The sequence below is a fragment of the Pseudomonas sp. 34 E 7 genome (assembly GCF_900005715.1).
In the GTDB taxonomy this organism is placed as follows: Bacteria; Pseudomonadota; Gammaproteobacteria; order Pseudomonadales; family Pseudomonadaceae; genus Aquipseudomonas; species Aquipseudomonas orientalis_A.
In genome coordinates this window covers 39745-53542 of the sequence record NZ_CVTX01000107.1, presented here as the reverse complement: position 1 = coordinate 53542, position 13798 = coordinate 39745, and the positions used below count along the sequence as shown (strand labels likewise).

16 protein-coding genes are annotated in these 13798 nt (G+C 61.2%); 6 read left to right on the top strand and 10 right to left on the bottom strand.

What is annotated here, in order from left to right:
* Positions 1–58 precede the first annotated feature (58 nt).
* Complete coding sequence (locus BFP96_RS09070) at positions 59–1675, bottom strand: NADP-dependent glyceraldehyde-3-phosphate dehydrogenase (RefSeq protein WP_065894926.1); 1617 nt, start codon at positions 1673–1675, stop codon at positions 59–61.
* A gap of 138 nt (positions 1676–1813) precedes the next feature.
* Between BFP96_RS09070 and BFP96_RS09065 the strand changes: the two genes are divergently transcribed.
* The 3 genes from BFP96_RS09065 to BFP96_RS09055 all read left to right on the top strand — a co-directional run bounded on the left by BFP96_RS09065 (position 1814) and on the right by BFP96_RS09055 (position 4637).
* The gene (locus BFP96_RS09065; RefSeq protein WP_065894927.1) at positions 1814–2689 is read left to right on the top strand and encodes a Dyp-type peroxidase; all 876 of its coding nucleotides are present in this window, start codon (positions 1814–1816) and stop codon (positions 2687–2689) included.
* An 80-nt stretch (positions 2690–2769) separates the two neighbouring features.
* Positions 2770–3156, top strand: coding sequence for a hypothetical protein (locus tag BFP96_RS09060; protein ID WP_128876389.1), 387 nt, complete (start codon positions 2770–2772; stop codon positions 3154–3156).
* A gap of 116 nt (positions 3157–3272) precedes the next feature.
* Entirely contained in the window at positions 3273–4637 is a 1365-nt protein-coding gene (locus BFP96_RS09055; RefSeq protein WP_065936053.1) for an MFS transporter, read from the top strand.
* 27 nt (positions 4638–4664) lie between these two features.
* On the opposite strand, the gene BFP96_RS09050 is transcribed toward BFP96_RS09055, so the two are convergent.
* Positions 4665–5186, bottom strand: coding sequence for a DUF3087 family protein (locus BFP96_RS09050; RefSeq protein ID WP_065936052.1), 522 nt, complete (start codon positions 5184–5186; stop codon positions 4665–4667).
* A gap of 113 nt (positions 5187–5299) precedes the next feature.
* Between BFP96_RS09050 and BFP96_RS09045 the strand changes: the two genes are divergently transcribed.
* Positions 5300–5479 carry a hypothetical protein gene (locus BFP96_RS09045; RefSeq protein WP_065936051.1) on the top strand — a complete coding sequence of 60 codons (180 nt, stop codon included), beginning with the start codon at positions 5300–5302 and terminating at the stop codon, positions 5477–5479.
* Positions 5480–5493: 14 nt separating this feature from the next.
* Entirely contained in the window at positions 5494–5688 is a 195-nt protein-coding gene (locus tag BFP96_RS09040; protein WP_065894932.1) for a DUF6021 family protein, read from the top strand.
* A gap of 29 nt (positions 5689–5717) precedes the next feature.
* Here the strand turns inward: BFP96_RS09040 and BFP96_RS09035 are convergent, their stop codons facing one another.
* A complete protein-coding gene (locus BFP96_RS09035; protein WP_065884944.1) occupies positions 5718–5954 on the bottom strand; it encodes a DUF6555 family protein in 237 nt (78 codons plus the stop codon).
* 250 nt (positions 5955–6204) lie between these two features.
* On the opposite strand from BFP96_RS09035, the gene BFP96_RS09030 reads away from it, so the two are divergent.
* Positions 6205–6957, top strand: a complete 753-nt coding sequence (locus BFP96_RS09030) for an outer membrane beta-barrel protein (RefSeq protein WP_065894933.1) — start codon at positions 6205–6207, stop codon at positions 6955–6957.
* 227 nt (positions 6958–7184) lie between these two features.
* Here BFP96_RS09030 and BFP96_RS09025 read toward each other — a convergent pair whose 3' ends face one another.
* The 7 genes from BFP96_RS09025 to nuoJ form a co-directional block, all read right to left on the bottom strand.
* Positions 7185–7499, bottom strand: coding sequence for a helix-turn-helix domain-containing protein (locus BFP96_RS09025; protein ID WP_065884946.1), 315 nt, complete (start codon positions 7497–7499; stop codon positions 7185–7187).
* Positions 7489–7839, bottom strand: a complete 351-nt coding sequence (locus BFP96_RS09020; protein ID WP_065894987.1) for a toxin — start codon at positions 7837–7839, stop codon at positions 7489–7491. The genes BFP96_RS09025 and BFP96_RS09020 overlap by 11 nt, the downstream gene beginning before the upstream one ends.
* A gap of 238 nt (positions 7840–8077) precedes the next feature.
* Complete coding sequence (nuoN, locus tag BFP96_RS09015; RefSeq protein WP_065936050.1) at positions 8078–9541, bottom strand: NADH-quinone oxidoreductase subunit NuoN; 1464 nt, start codon at positions 9539–9541, stop codon at positions 8078–8080.
* A 7-nt stretch (positions 9542–9548) separates the two neighbouring features.
* Entirely contained in the window at positions 9549–11081 is a 1533-nt protein-coding gene (gene nuoM / locus BFP96_RS09010) for an NADH-quinone oxidoreductase subunit M (protein ID WP_065884948.1), read from the bottom strand.
* Between the two features lie 49 nt (positions 11082–11130).
* Positions 11131–12984 carry an NADH-quinone oxidoreductase subunit L gene (nuoL, locus tag BFP96_RS09005; protein WP_065894935.1) on the bottom strand — a complete coding sequence of 618 codons (1854 nt, stop codon included), beginning with the start codon at positions 12982–12984 and terminating at the stop codon, positions 11131–11133.
* Positions 12981–13289 carry an NADH-quinone oxidoreductase subunit NuoK gene (nuoK, locus tag BFP96_RS09000; RefSeq protein WP_003174727.1) on the bottom strand — a complete coding sequence of 103 codons (309 nt, stop codon included), beginning with the start codon at positions 13287–13289 and terminating at the stop codon, positions 12981–12983. The genes nuoL and nuoK overlap by 4 nt, the downstream gene beginning before the upstream one ends.
* A gap of 2 nt (positions 13290–13291) precedes the next feature.
* Positions 13292–13795: an NADH-quinone oxidoreductase subunit J gene (gene nuoJ, locus BFP96_RS08995; protein ID WP_065894936.1), complete on the bottom strand. Its 504-nt coding sequence runs from the start codon at positions 13793–13795 to the stop codon at positions 13292–13294.
* Positions 13796–13798 lie beyond the last annotated feature (3 nt).

Here is a 13798-nt window from a genome sequence, read left to right as displayed (position 1 = left end):
AGTCCTAACTGACTGGCATCAGGGCAAGCCCCCTCCCACCTATTTGACCGAGGTGATCTTAGAAGATGTAGTCGGTGCTGATGAAGCTCGAGTCACGGTTGCGCAGGATATCGCCGAGCAGCGCCTTGTTGCTCTCCTGGAACTTGGTCGCCACCAGGGTACGGATCGAGAACACGCGCAGCGCGTCATGTACCGACAACGTACCCTCGGCCGAGTTCTTGCGCCCGTTGAAGGGGAAGGTGTCCGGCCCGCGCTGGCACTGGGCGTTGATATTGATCCGGCCAACCTGGTTGGCGAAGGTATCCACCAGCCGTCCGATCTCCACGGCGTTGGTGCCGAACAGGCTCAATTGCTGGCCGAAGTCCGAGTCCAGTACGTAGTCGATCACCGTCTCCAGATCACGGTAGGGCACGATCGGCACCACGGGGCCGAATTGTTCTTCGTGGTACACGCGCATCTGCGGGTTCACCGGGTACAGCACGGCCGGGTAGAAGAATGACCCACGGCTCGCACCGCCGTCGGCGTTCACCACCCGGGCGCCGTGCTGCGCGGCATCGGCCACCAGATCGTTGAGGTAATCCACCTTGCCCACTTCCGGCAGCGGGGTCAGCGCCACGCCGTCATCCCAGGGCATGCCGGGTTTGAGCGTCGCCAGCCTGGCGTTGAATTTTTCGATAAAACGGTCGACCACATCCTCATGCACAAACAGGATCTTCAAGGCCGTGCAACGCTGGCCGTTGAACGACAGCGAGCCGGTGAGCGCTTCGCTGACCGCATTGTCGAGATCGACCTCGGGCAGCACGATGCCCGGGTTTTTCGCATCCAGGCCCAATGCGGCGCGCAGCCGGTGGGGTTTCGGGTGCAATTTTTTCAGGGCGCTGGCGGCCTTGTTGGTGCCGATGAACGCAAAGATGTCGATCTTGCCGCTGGCCATCAGCGCGCTCACGGTTTCGCGGCCGCTGCCATAGATCACGTTGATCACCCCGGCCGGGAAGCTGTCGCGGAACGCCTCCAGCAACGGGCGGATCAACAGCACGCCGAGCTTGGCCGGCTTGAACACCACGGTGTTGCCCATGATCAGCGCCGGGATCAGCGTGGTGAACGTCTCGTTCAGCGGGTAGTTGTAAGGCCCCATGCACAGCGCCACGCCCAGGGGCACGCGGCGGATTTGCCCGAGGGTGTCCTGCTCCAGCTCAAAGCGGCTGCTGCGACGGTCGAGTTCCTTGAGGGCGTTGATGGTGTCGGTGATGTAGTCGCAGGTGCGGTCGAACTCTTTCTGTGAGTCCTTGAGGTTCTTGCCGATCTCCCACATCAGCAGCTTGACCACCGCGTCGCGCTGTTCGCGCATGCGCCGCAAGAAGGCCTCCACATGCCGGATGCGGTCGGCCACGCGCAGGGTCGGCCACTCACCCTGGCCCCGGTCATAGGCGCGCACGGCGGCGTCGAGGGCGGTGAGGGCGGTCTCGGCGTCCAGCAGCGGCGTGCTGCCGATGTGCACGCGTTCGTCACCCAGTTGCACAGGGCTTTGCACGCGGGCCAGCGGGCCGTTCCACACCCGCAACTGGCCATCGACCAGGTAATCACGTTGTTCAATCGGCGCCGCCAGGCGAAATTGTTCGGGAATCTCTGCGGTGGAGGCAGGAAACAGCTGCGTGAGCAGGTTGCTGGTGGTCATGTCGCTACCCCTGGAATAGTTGCAAATCTTGACTAGAGAGTCACCCATACGAGGGCTCTGTGGCAAGGCTTGCGCGCTTTCCCCTGCGCATGGCGGGTGCTTCGGGATAAACTGCGCGGCTTTCTTGAAGGAGTTCACATGAGTCACTACCAGCCGGGCATTCTTGCCACACCGGTGCCGTTGCAGGCACGCCATCTGTTTTTTGCCCTCGAGTCCCGGGATGCCTTGCCGGCTGCGCTGGACGCGCTGGTGCAGTTGACGGATTCAGCGGCGGTGGTCGGTTTCGGTAAACCCCTGGTAGACGCGCTGGGCGCAGGCATCGAAGGGTTGCGCAGCTTCCCGGCCATCAGCGGCCCGGGCGCGCACAACCCGTCCACCCAACAGGCTCTGTGGGTATGGTTGCATGGCGAGGACCGGGGGGAATTGCTGTTGCGCAGCCGCGCGTTCGAAAAAGCCCTGGCGCCGGCGTTGCGTCTGGTACAGATGACCGAAGGCTTTCGCTACAAGACCGGTTTCGACTTGACCGACTACGAAGACGGCACCGAGAACCCTCACGATGACGCGGCCGTCGAAGCGGCCTTCACCCACAGCGGCGCCAGCTTCGCCGCCCTCCAGCAGTGGCAGCACGACCTCGACGGTTTCGCCGCGCTACCGGCCCAGGAGCGCGACCACATCATCGGCCGTCGCCATGGCGACAATGAAGAACTCGACGACGCCCCCGATTCCGCTCACACCAAGCGCACCGCCCAGGAAAGCTTCACCCCGCAGGCGTTCGTGGTGCGTCGTTCGATGCCATGGGCCGAGAACGGCCAGGCAGGGCTGATGTTTCTCGCGTTCGGGCATTCCTTCGACGCATTCGAAGCGCAACTGCGCCGCATGAGTGGGCTGGAAGACGGGATTGTCGATGGTTTGTATCGCATCAGCACACCCTTGACCGGTGGCTACTATTGGTGCCCGCCCTTGCAGGAAGGGTGTCTGGACCTCAGTGCGATCACACCGGCAACGCCGTTCTGAAGGTGTGCGCACCCTGGAACTGACCTGAGGACACTGGCCACTTAACAGCGACCTCGGCACACTTCCAGGAGCACTCAATCATGATGGTCTCACGCATTTCCGTGAACGTTTCACCGGCGCGTCCGAATCCGAAGGATTACTCATCGATGTCGGACTCGGACCTGGCCAAGGCATTTGGCGATAACTTCCAGGCGTTCAAGCACCCGACGACCCCGAACGCAACCACGGATAAAATCCGTGAAGTGGCGGGACGTTCGCTGACCGGCGACGCGCAGAAAGATAATGAAACCCAACTGGCCCGCGAGCTGCTCAAGCGTGACAACGTCATGAAGGCGCTGGATTCGGTGGATGACAACGGCAAGCGCGACGGCGTGATCGGTCCCTGGAATCCGAAGATGGCGGCTGATCAGTTAGCCTGTCATTGCCGCCCGAACCCGCCCATTACCACGCTGCAAATCACTTATTGAGCCGGGCCTGGCCAGCCCTTGGCAACATGAAAAGATTGACAGGCAAGCCAATGAACGCTGAAAAAAATCCGCACTGCCCGTAATCTAGGCGCCCTTGCCACCTGTGCGGATTGTTCATGTCTCCTGTTGCCGATGGGCTGCCCCTCGATAAACGCTTGCCGGCCGTGATTGCCCTTTCCCTGGGCATCGGCATGGCGACGCTGGACACTGCCATCGTCAATACCGCCTTGCCGACACTGGCCCAGGGCATCGGTACTGACTCGGCCTCGGTGATCTGGGTGGTCAACGCCTATCAGTTGGCGATTATCGCAACCGTGCTGCCGTTTGCTTCGCTGAGCGATGTGCTGGGGCATCGCCGCGTATACCTCGGCGGGTTGCTGCTGTTCATTGTCTCGTCGTTATTGTGCGGGCTTGCCGATTCGCTGCTGACCCTCACCGCCGCGCGGGTGGCTCAGGGCCTGGGGGCGGCCGCGCTGATGAGCGTCAACACCGCGTTGCTCAGGCATATCTACCCCGCGAAAATGCTCGGGCGTGGCCTGGGCTATAACTCGCTGGTGGTGGGGCTGGCGTTCACTCTCGGGCCCACCGCCGCGTCGGCGATTCTCTCAGTGGCCAGTTGGCATTGGCTGTACCTGATAAATGTGCCACTCGGGCTGCTGGCCCTCGGCCTGGGCCTGCGCTCGTTACCGACGCTGCCGATCACCGGGCACGCGTTTGATCGGTTGGCGGCGCTGTTATGTGCCGGCTTGTTCGCCTTGCTGGTCCTGGGTCTGGGCGCCGCCGTGCATGGCGCACAGGGCGCGCTGACCCTGGGCCTGATCGCGCTGGCGCTGGTGTTCGGCGCTTTACTGCTGCGCCGCGAGACCGGGCATCCGGCGCCGATGCTGGCAATCGACCTGTTCAAGCGCCCGCTGTTTGCGTTGTCATCGCTGACCGCGATCTGTGCCTTCAGTGCCCAGGGCCTGGCGTTTGTCGCCTTGCCGTTCCTGTTGCAGTCGGCGCTGGGCCACAGCCAGGTGCAGACCGGCTTTCTGATGACGCCGTGGCCGGCCGTGGTGGCGGTCATGGCCCTGGTCGCGGGACGCCTGGCTGACCGCGTGTCACTGGGTTTGCTGTGCGGTATTGGCTTGTTGATGCTCAGTGTCGGCATGGCCGCGCTGGCAACCTTGAGCAATGATGCCTCGGCCTTCGATATCGGCTGGCGCATGGCCTTGTGTGGCGCCGGCTTCGGCTTTTTCCAGTCGCCCAATCTCAAGGCGCTGATGACCAGTGCACCCCTGGCCCGCAGCGGCGGAGCGAGTGGCATTGTGGCGATCTCGCGGTTGCTGGGCCAGACATTGGGCGCCTCGTTGGTCGCCCTGTGTTTTCATCTGTTCGTGGACAGTGGCCCAGCCTCCGCACTGTGGCTGGGTTGCGGGTTTGCGCTGATCGGTGCTGTGGCCAGTGGCCTACGTTTATTGCCCTATAAACGAACGGCTTAGCGCTTGTGGCTGGCACACACGCAGTGCTCAGCGGTTTTTAAGGCTCTCCAGCCAAGCCGGATCGAGGCGGGTTTGTTCGGTATCGATCCCCAGCGCCTGCATCCTGGCCTTGTGCGCCTGGACCTCATCCACCAGTTGCGCCTGGGCGCTGGAGTTGGCATCCAGGGCATGCATCTGTGTCAGCGCCAAGTGGTAGAAACGCAACACGTTGATAGCGTCCGGGTCATCGGCCTGCACCCGTTCGCTGACCTTGTGCATCACATTGGTCACGCTCATCAGGCTGCGCTTGAGCTGCCAGCCGTATACCGCCGGTGCCAGCCAGGCCTGGCGCCAGAAGGGGCCGCGCACCAGAGCGACGGTGATCAACACCCCGGCAAACACTCCACCGACGTTGAAGCGCACGTTATCACCCCCCGGTTCACCGAACAGCATCACCGCCAGGCTCGACAACAACATGGCCACGGCCAGGAATACCACGGCGACGATCAGCGTGCTGCGGCGGGTTTGTTGTCGATAGAGGGCAGGGTCACAGGGTTTGAGTTCGAACATTCGGGTCAGGTCTCCAGCACGGGAGGGCATCTTCTCATGCTTGACGCAATCAAGTTGAACGATGGCCATCGGTGTTTCCTCTAAATCCTGAAGTCACCATGAGGTAAGCCATCATGTCCGAATACAAGCAACCGCCGCCTGGCACGCCCAATCCTGAGCGCACCCCCGGTGAAGAGGAGCGCGATAACGATGCGGTGCGCCCCAACGACCCGGCCGAGCGCCAGGACAACGAAGACGTGGAGCAGGTCGAGCACGACCTGGAAAACCTCCACGACAAAGCCCGCCCGCTGTAAGCAAGGAGGTCTGTATGAGCAATCCCCCGAACGGCCCGCGCTCTGACGAACACGCCACCGGCAAGGATGAGCTGGGATTCGATCCCGACTCGCCGGATGTGGCTGACCCGCAGGTCGATCCCATTGGCCCGGCCATCGCGCCGCTGGATCAGCCAAAACAAGCGGAAAAAAAGCCGCCCTACGATCCGTTGGGCGACTTGAAGAAGTAAACCAGGCCCCGCAATGTGCGGGGCTTTGTTTATTTTGGAGGGTTCCAGCTCACATCGGTGATGCCGTATTTTTCCGCCCAGGGCCGAGTGGTTTTTTTTACCTGCTCATGCCCCACGCGGCCGATGCGGCTGACGTGCGCAATGTCGGCGTCGACGGCCGCCCAGTGCCAGGCTTCGGTGCTGTTCATCACCTCGGCGCGCACTACAAAAGACTTGGGTTTACCGTGCAGCTGGTAGTTGATGGTGTAGATTTTTGCGGTACTCATGTTGCCTCCCTGTCTTGTTATAGATGGATAGGCCGCCGCGCGTAAAGGTTCATTCAAAATGACAATTCGCACGGGCGCGCGGCGTAGTGACGCATCCAGTCCGCATCAATGGCCAAGAGTCTTGAGCTAGAGCCTTCGCTGAACCGTTTTTTCTCCATGTTGGTGCACATTCGTTCGAACTTTTTGCAAATGCGAAGGTTCGAACTGATTCCTGAATACTTTGCCCACTCAAAAAATGGAGATGTAAACGATGTCCAAACTATTCGGAAACTTCCTCAAGAACACCTCGTGGCTGGCCCTGGTGGCGGCACCAGGCGTGGTGTTCGCGGCACCGTCGACCGACCCGATTTCCACCTTCGGGATCCTCGGCAGCTATAACGACTTCAAGCTCGAAGGCGGTAGCGAAAGCGACAAGGACCACATGCCCGAGGCGGGCCTGTTCTACAACTTCGGCAATAAGCTCACTGCCGAATCCGGCTTCATCTACCAGGCCGGTATCGAAGCCAAGTACGGCGAAAAGAGCGACAACAAACTCAAGGAAGGCCAGGCCGACCTCGACCTCGGCTGGCGCGCCGCGCTGGATGCGCGCAATTTCGTCGACGTGATCGTCGGCGGTGGCTACACCTGGACGCGTTACGAGCCGGACACCAATGGCTACGACCTGAAGCTCACCAACAAGTCGCCGTTCGCCAAGGCTGCCCTGGGTTACAACCACCAGTTCGATGACATGACCCTGCGCGTTGAAGCCGGCGCCCGTCATACCATTGATGGCCGCGCCAAACTCAAGGTGGACGGCGTCGGCAGCGACAGCGTGGACCTCAAGGACCGCACCAACCCTTACGCCGAAGTCAGCCTGCTGATGAACCAGAAGGGTAACCTGCCGGTGATGGCGGGCCTTTACTACACCCGCACCGAATACAAGCTCGATGATGATTCCTATGTAGCCGACAATACCAAGCTCAAGCGTGATGAGTATGGTTTGAAGGTCGGTATCGCGTTCTGACGCTGTTGCACTGTAAAAAACGCCCCGAACATTCGGGGCGTTTTTTTTGCAGCTGTTTCAGGTCAGCCCAGTTGATCGTTCCCCCGCTCCGCGTGGGAAAGCATCCCGTGACGCTCCGCGTCCCCATTGCGCAAGTGCCGGATCTTGCGCTTAAAGCAGGACGCGGAGCGTCCCGGGTGGCATTCCCACGCAGAGCGTGGGAACGATCATGTGAGCCTGTTTGCAGGTCAGCCCAGTGCCGCCAGTTGCGCCACGGTTTCGGGAAAACGCGCCACCAGTCGTATCAACGTGACAGCCTGTGCATTGGGCTTGGCCCGGCCTTGTTCCCAGTTCTCCAGGGTGCGGGTGTTGGTACGCAGGTACATGGCGAATACCGACCGCGAGAGGTTGAGTTGCTGGCGCACTGCAACCACTTCTTCGGCGGTGAGGGGGTCGAGCTTGTTGAGCTGCGCCTTATGAGTACGCAGGGTGATCTTGCCCTGGCGTTCTTCGGCCAGCGCATCGAAGCCTTCGACCAGTTCGGAAAAAATTTCACGTTTCATTGTGTGTTCTCGCTTTGATTTCCCTGTCCAGCATGTATTTAAGGGCTTTCTTGTGTTGTGGTGTCAGGTCGCTCTGTTCGTGCTTGCCGTACAAGGTGAATAACCAGAATTGCGTGCCGCCTGACCACCAGTAGTAAATGACCCGCAGGCCACCGCGTTTACCTTTGTTTCGTCGCTCATCGACGAAGCGAACCTTGCGTAACCCTCCCGTTCCCTCGATCACATCTCCTGCTTCCGGGTTTTTCATCAACTCCTGTTGAAAACCGTGGAAAAGCTCGTCACTCAGATAGTCCTTGCGATGCCGCTCGAAGGCCGGCAGTTCGATAAATAGAGCATCCATGTTCTGTACGTAGCCTGCGTATAGTTTGGTGGCCCACTCGCCTTGGGTCAAGTGCCCTTGCTGTGGGAACTTTCTTAAAACGCAAACACCATAGAACCCTTTCCAGCAGGGGAGATGCCAGAGGAAGAGGTATAGCAAGAAGGAAAAGTCAGCGAGCAGGGAAGGAGGAAAAACACGCCTTGGAAATGCAAAACGGCGCCTAAAGGCGCCGTTCTTTTTACTGCATCAACCTAAGCAATCAAACCCCCAGCACCGCATGCTGCACCAAGGTGAGCAACGGTTGCGGGTACACGCCCAGGAAGAACGCGAGCAGGGCGATGGCCAGCAGCATCACGCCACCTGCCTTCTGTTCCCAATGCAGCTCGGCGTCCACACGGCGCAGGTTCGGCTCGATCAGGTACAGGGTGACCATCACGCGCAGGTAATAGAACACGCCGATGGCGGAGCCCAGCACCAAGGACGCAACCAGCCACCATTCATGCGCTTGAACACCGGTCGCCACGATGTAGAACTTGCCGATAAAGCCGGCCGTCAGCGGGATACCCGCCAGCGACAGCATCATCACGGTCAGCACGGCGGTCAGGTACGGACGGCGCCAGAACAGGCCGCGGTATTCGTACAGGGCGTCGGCGTCACGGCCTTTGTACGGCGAGGACATCAGCGTGATTACACCGAATGCGCCGAGGCTGGTGATCACGTAGGTGACCAGATACACGCCGATGGCTTCCACGGCCAGGCCTTTGCTCGCCACCAGGGCGATCAGCAGGTAGCCGAAGTGGGCGATGGACGAATAACCCAGCAGACGCTTGAGGTTGTTCTGGGTCAGCGCCAGCAGGTTGCCGAACAGGATCGACGCAATGGCGATCACGGTCAGCACGTTGCTCAGCACGCCAGTGTTGGCCGCAGGCGAGATCTGGAACAGACGCACCATCACTGCAAACACGGCAACCTTGGACGCCGTGGCCAGGAACGCGGCCACCGGCGCCGGGGCGCCTTCGTACACGTCCGGGGTCCATAGGTGGAAGGGCACCAGCGATAGCTTGAACGCCAGGCCGATCAGCATCATCGCCAGGCCCAGTTGGGCAATCGGCGCCGGGCTGTTGGTGGCGGCCAGGGCGTGGCCGATACCGGTGAAGCTCAGGCTGCCGGCTTCGGCGTAGAGCAGGGCCATGCCGAACAACAGGAACGCGGAACCGGCGGCCGACAGCACCATGTATTTAATGCCGGCTTCCAGGGAGCGCTTGCTGAAGAAGGCATACGCCACCAGGCCGTAGGTCGGGATCGACAGCAGTTCCAGGCCGATGAACAGGCCGGCCAGGTGCTGTGCGCTGACCAGCACGATGCCACCGGCCGCGGCCAGCAGGATCAGCAGGTACAGCTCTTCCTTGTTGCCCGGGTAGCCGGCGGCGCCTTCGCCGAGGTAGGCATGGGCGAGCGTGACACAGGCCAGGGTCGCCACCAGGATCAGGGCGATGTACAGCAGGGCGAAGTCATCGACCATCATCAATGGCGTGACCGCCAGTGGCGCGACCTTGAGGGCCGGGATGATCGACAGCAGGGCCAGGTTCAAACCGGCACAGGACAGCAGGAACGTTTGCGAATGATTGCGGCGCCAGGCGATCGCCAGCATCACCACCACAATGGTGAGGCTGGTGATCAGCAGCGGCGCAAGCGCGATAAAGTGTTGGATCGTGAATTCCATAGCGCTCTTACCGGGCCGAAGCGAGTTGAGAGAAGGCGGTGCCGAACCACTGCTGCACGCCATGCATCGTGGCGGCGGACGTGTCCAGGAACGGCTGCGGGTATACGCCGATGTAGATCAGCAGCACCGCAAGGCCGAGCACCATGATCAGTTCGCGCGCATCCATTCCTTGCAGGACGGTGTCGGACTTGGCCGGGCCGAAGTAGGCGCGGTGGATCATGATCAGCGAGTAGACCGAACCGAACACCAGGCCGGAGGTGGCAATGGCACTGATCCACGGCGTCTGCACGAAGGCCCCCATCAGGATCAGGAACTCGCCGATGAAGTTACCGGTACCCGGCAGGCCCAGGGACGCAGCGGCGAAGAACAGGCTGATGGCCGGCAGGTAAGCGATGCGCGACCACACGCCACCCATCTCACGCATGTCACGGGTGTGCAGACGCTCGTACAGCTGACCACTCAGGATAAAGAGTGCAGCGGCCGACACACCGTGGGCCAACATCTGGATTACCGCGCCTTGCAACGCCAGCTGGCTACCGGAGTAGATGCCGATCAGTACGAAACCCATGTGGGAAACGGACGAGAACGCGATCAGACGCTTGATGTCGGTTTGCGCGAAGGCCAGGAACGCGCCGTAGAAGATCCCGATCAGACCCAGGGTCATGGCAATCGGCGCAAATTCGGCCGAGGCATTCGGGAACAGCGGCAGGGCGAAGCGCAGCAGGCCGTAGGCGGCGGTCTTCAACAGGATACCGGCGAGGTCGACGGAACCGGCGGTCGGCGCCTGGGCGTGGGCGTCAGGCAACCAGGAGTGGAACGGCACCACCGGCAGCTTCACCGCGAACGCGATGAAGAAGCCCAGCATCAGCACGTACTCGGTGGTCAGCGACATCTTGGTCTTCAACAGGTCGGCGTAGTTGAACGTGATCACGCCGGTGCTGTTGAAGTTGACCAGGACCAGGCCCAGGATCGCCACCAACATGATCAGGCCGGAGGCCTGGGTGAAGATGAAGAACTTGGTCGCCGCGTAGATCCGGGTTTTCTTGCCGTCCGAAGAACTGTGACCCCAGAGCGCGATGAGGAAGTACATCGGCACCAGCATCATTTCCCAGAAGAAGAAGAACATGAACAGGTCCAGCGCCAGGAACACGCCGACAACGCCGCCCAGGATCCACATCAGGTTCAGGTGGAAGAAGCCCACGTGACGCTGAATCTCTTTCCACGAGCAGAGTACCGAGAGGATACCCAGCAGGCCGGTCAGCAGGATCATCAACAGCGACAGGCCGTCCAGCGCCAGGTGCACGTTGATGCCGAAGCGCTGGATCCACACGTGCTTGAATTCAAGCGCGAAGGTGGGATCGACGCCCGGTGCCGGAGCGAATGAATAGTCGCCGTGTGCCCACAGCCAGAGGCCGAGCGCGAGTTCCAGGGACATGGTCAGCAACGCAATCCAGCGGGGGAGGGTGGCGCCGAAGCGTTCACCCATCCAGCAGAGCAGGCCGCCGATAAAGGGGATCAGGATTAGCCAGGGCAGAATCATGACAGGCTCGTTTCCTTTCGCAAGTTTGCAAAGTTCGCAAAGTTCATAGTCATACCGCCACCACCACGATGGCGCCGATCACCAGCACGGCACCGGCCGCCATGGACGCTGCGTACCAACGCAATTGGCCGGTCTCGCTGCGGCTCAGGGCGGTGTGACCGGCCTTGGCGGCGCGCGGGATCAGACCGATGGTCTGGTCGAGCGGGTCTTTGCGCAGCACGTGGCTGATCGCAAGGTAAGGTTTGACGAACAGTTTGTCGTAGATCCAGTCGAAGCCCCAGGCGGCGAACCACCAGGCCGAGAGGAAACGGCCAATGCCACTGTTGGCCACGGCGGTTACCAGGCGACGCTTGCCGAGGAACAGCAGGGCCGCCAGCAGGATACCGGCGATGGCGATGGCGCCCGAGGCGATTTCCAGGCTGTGCTTGTCGGCGCCGCCGGCATGGCCGACGCTTTGCGGCAGTACACCGGCCAATGGCGGGGTGATCAGCGCGCCGATGAACGTCGACAGGATGATCAGCACCGACAACGGCAACCAGTGCGAGATGCCGTGGCCTGCGTGGGCTTCGGTCTTGGCTTCACCGTGGAAGGTGATGAAGATCAGGCGGAAGGTGTACAGCGAGGTCATGAACGCGCCCACCAGGCCTGCGTACAGCAGGTTATGGTTACCGCTGGCAAACGCTTCCCAGAGGATTTCGTCCTTGGAGTAGAAGCCTGCGGTCACCAGCGGCAGGGCGGCCAGGGCGGCACCACCGACGATGAAGCTGGCGTAGGCCAGTGGCAGTTTCTTCCACAGGCCACCCATCTTGAAGATGTTCTGCTCGTGGTGGCAGGCAACGATCACCGCACCGGAAGCAAGGAACAGCAGGGCCTTGAAGAAGGCGTGGGTCATCAGGTGGAAGATCGCCGCGTCCCAGGCGCCGACGCCCAGGGCCAGGAACATATAGCCGATCTGGCTCATGGTCGAGTAGGCGAGGATACGCTTGATGTCGGTTTGGACCAGTGCGGCGAAGCCGGCCAGTACCAGGGTCACGCCGCCGACGATGCCGACCAGGTGCAGGATGTCCGGCGCCAGGGTGAACAGGCCATGGGTACGGGCAATCAGGTAGACACCGGCGGTGACCATGGTCGCGGCGTGGATCAGTGCCGACACCGGGGTAGGACCGGCCATCGCATCCGCCAGCCAGGTCTGCAGTGGCAGTTGCGCGGATTTACCCACGGCACCGCCCAGCAGCATCAGGGTCGCCAGGGTGATCCAGAAATCGCCGACCTGGAATTTCTGCGGTGCCAGCACCAGCAGTTCCTGGATGTTCAGCGTGCCCACCTGTTGGAACAGGATGAACAGGCCGATGGCCATGAACACGTCGCCGATCCGCGTGACGATAAACGCCTTGAGTGCGGCGTTACCGTTGTTGCGGTTGCTGTAGTAGAAACCGATCAACAGGTACGAGCACAGGCCCACGCCTTCCCAGCCGAAGTACAGGAACAACAGGTTATCGCCCAGCACGAGGAACAGCATGCTGGCGATAAACAGGTTGGTGTACGAGAAGAAGCGCGAGTAGCCCGCTTCACCGCGCATGTACCAGGACGCGAACAGGTGGATCAGGAAACCCACGCCCACCACCACGCCGAGCATGGTGATCGACAGGCCGTCGACATAGAGCGCGAAGTTGGGCTTGAAGCCCTCCACCGACATCCACTGCCACAGCACCAGGGTGTAGTGACCGCCTTCCGGCGGCGCTACGTTGAATTGCCAGATGACGTAGGCGGCAACGATGGCCGACAAGCCAATCGAGCCTACGCCGATCAGGGCCGAGAGGTTCTCCGACCAGCGTCCGCGAGAGAACGACAGCAGCAGGAAACCGATCAGGGGAAATACGAAAGTCAGAAAGATCATGTTCATCCGCGCATCTCACTGGCAGCGTCGATATCAAGCGTGTGGAAGCGACGATACAGTTGCAGCAGGATCGCCAGGCCAATGCTGGCCTCGGCGGCTGCCAGGCTGATCACCAGGATGAACATGACTTGCCCATCCGGCTGGCCCCAACGTGCGCCTGCCACGATGAACGCCAGTGCCGCAGCGTTCATCATGATTTCCAGGCTCATCAACACGAACAGAATGTTACGGCGAACCATCAGGCCGACCAGGCCAAGGCAGAACAGGATGCCGGCGACCGCCAGACCATGCTCCAAAGGGATAGCAGGCATCGTCATTGCTCCTTGGCTTCGTTGCGGCCCAAGTGGAAGGCCGTGATGGCTGCGGCAAGCAGCAGCATCGAAGCCAGTTCGACCACCAGCAGGTACGGGCCGAACAGGCTGACGCCCACGGCTTTCGCGTCCACGGTGGTGTGGCCAATGGCCTGGCCGCTCTGGTGAGCGAACAGCACATACAGCAGTTCACCCAGCAGCAGGGCTGCCAGGATCACCGGGCCGAGCCAGATGCCGGGCTTGAGCCAGACGCGTTCCTGGGCGACCGAAGCCGGCCCCAGGTTGAGCATCATCACCACAAACACGAACAGCACCATGATGGCGCCGGCATAGGCGATCACTTCCAGTACACCGGCGAACGGTGCGCCGAGGGCAAAGAAGGTCATGGCCACGGCGATCAGCGAAATGATCAGGTAGAGCAGGGCGTGCACGGGGTTGGTGTTGGTGATCACGCGAAGCGTGGACACCACTGCAATACCCGATGCGAAATAGAAAGCGAATTCCATCTT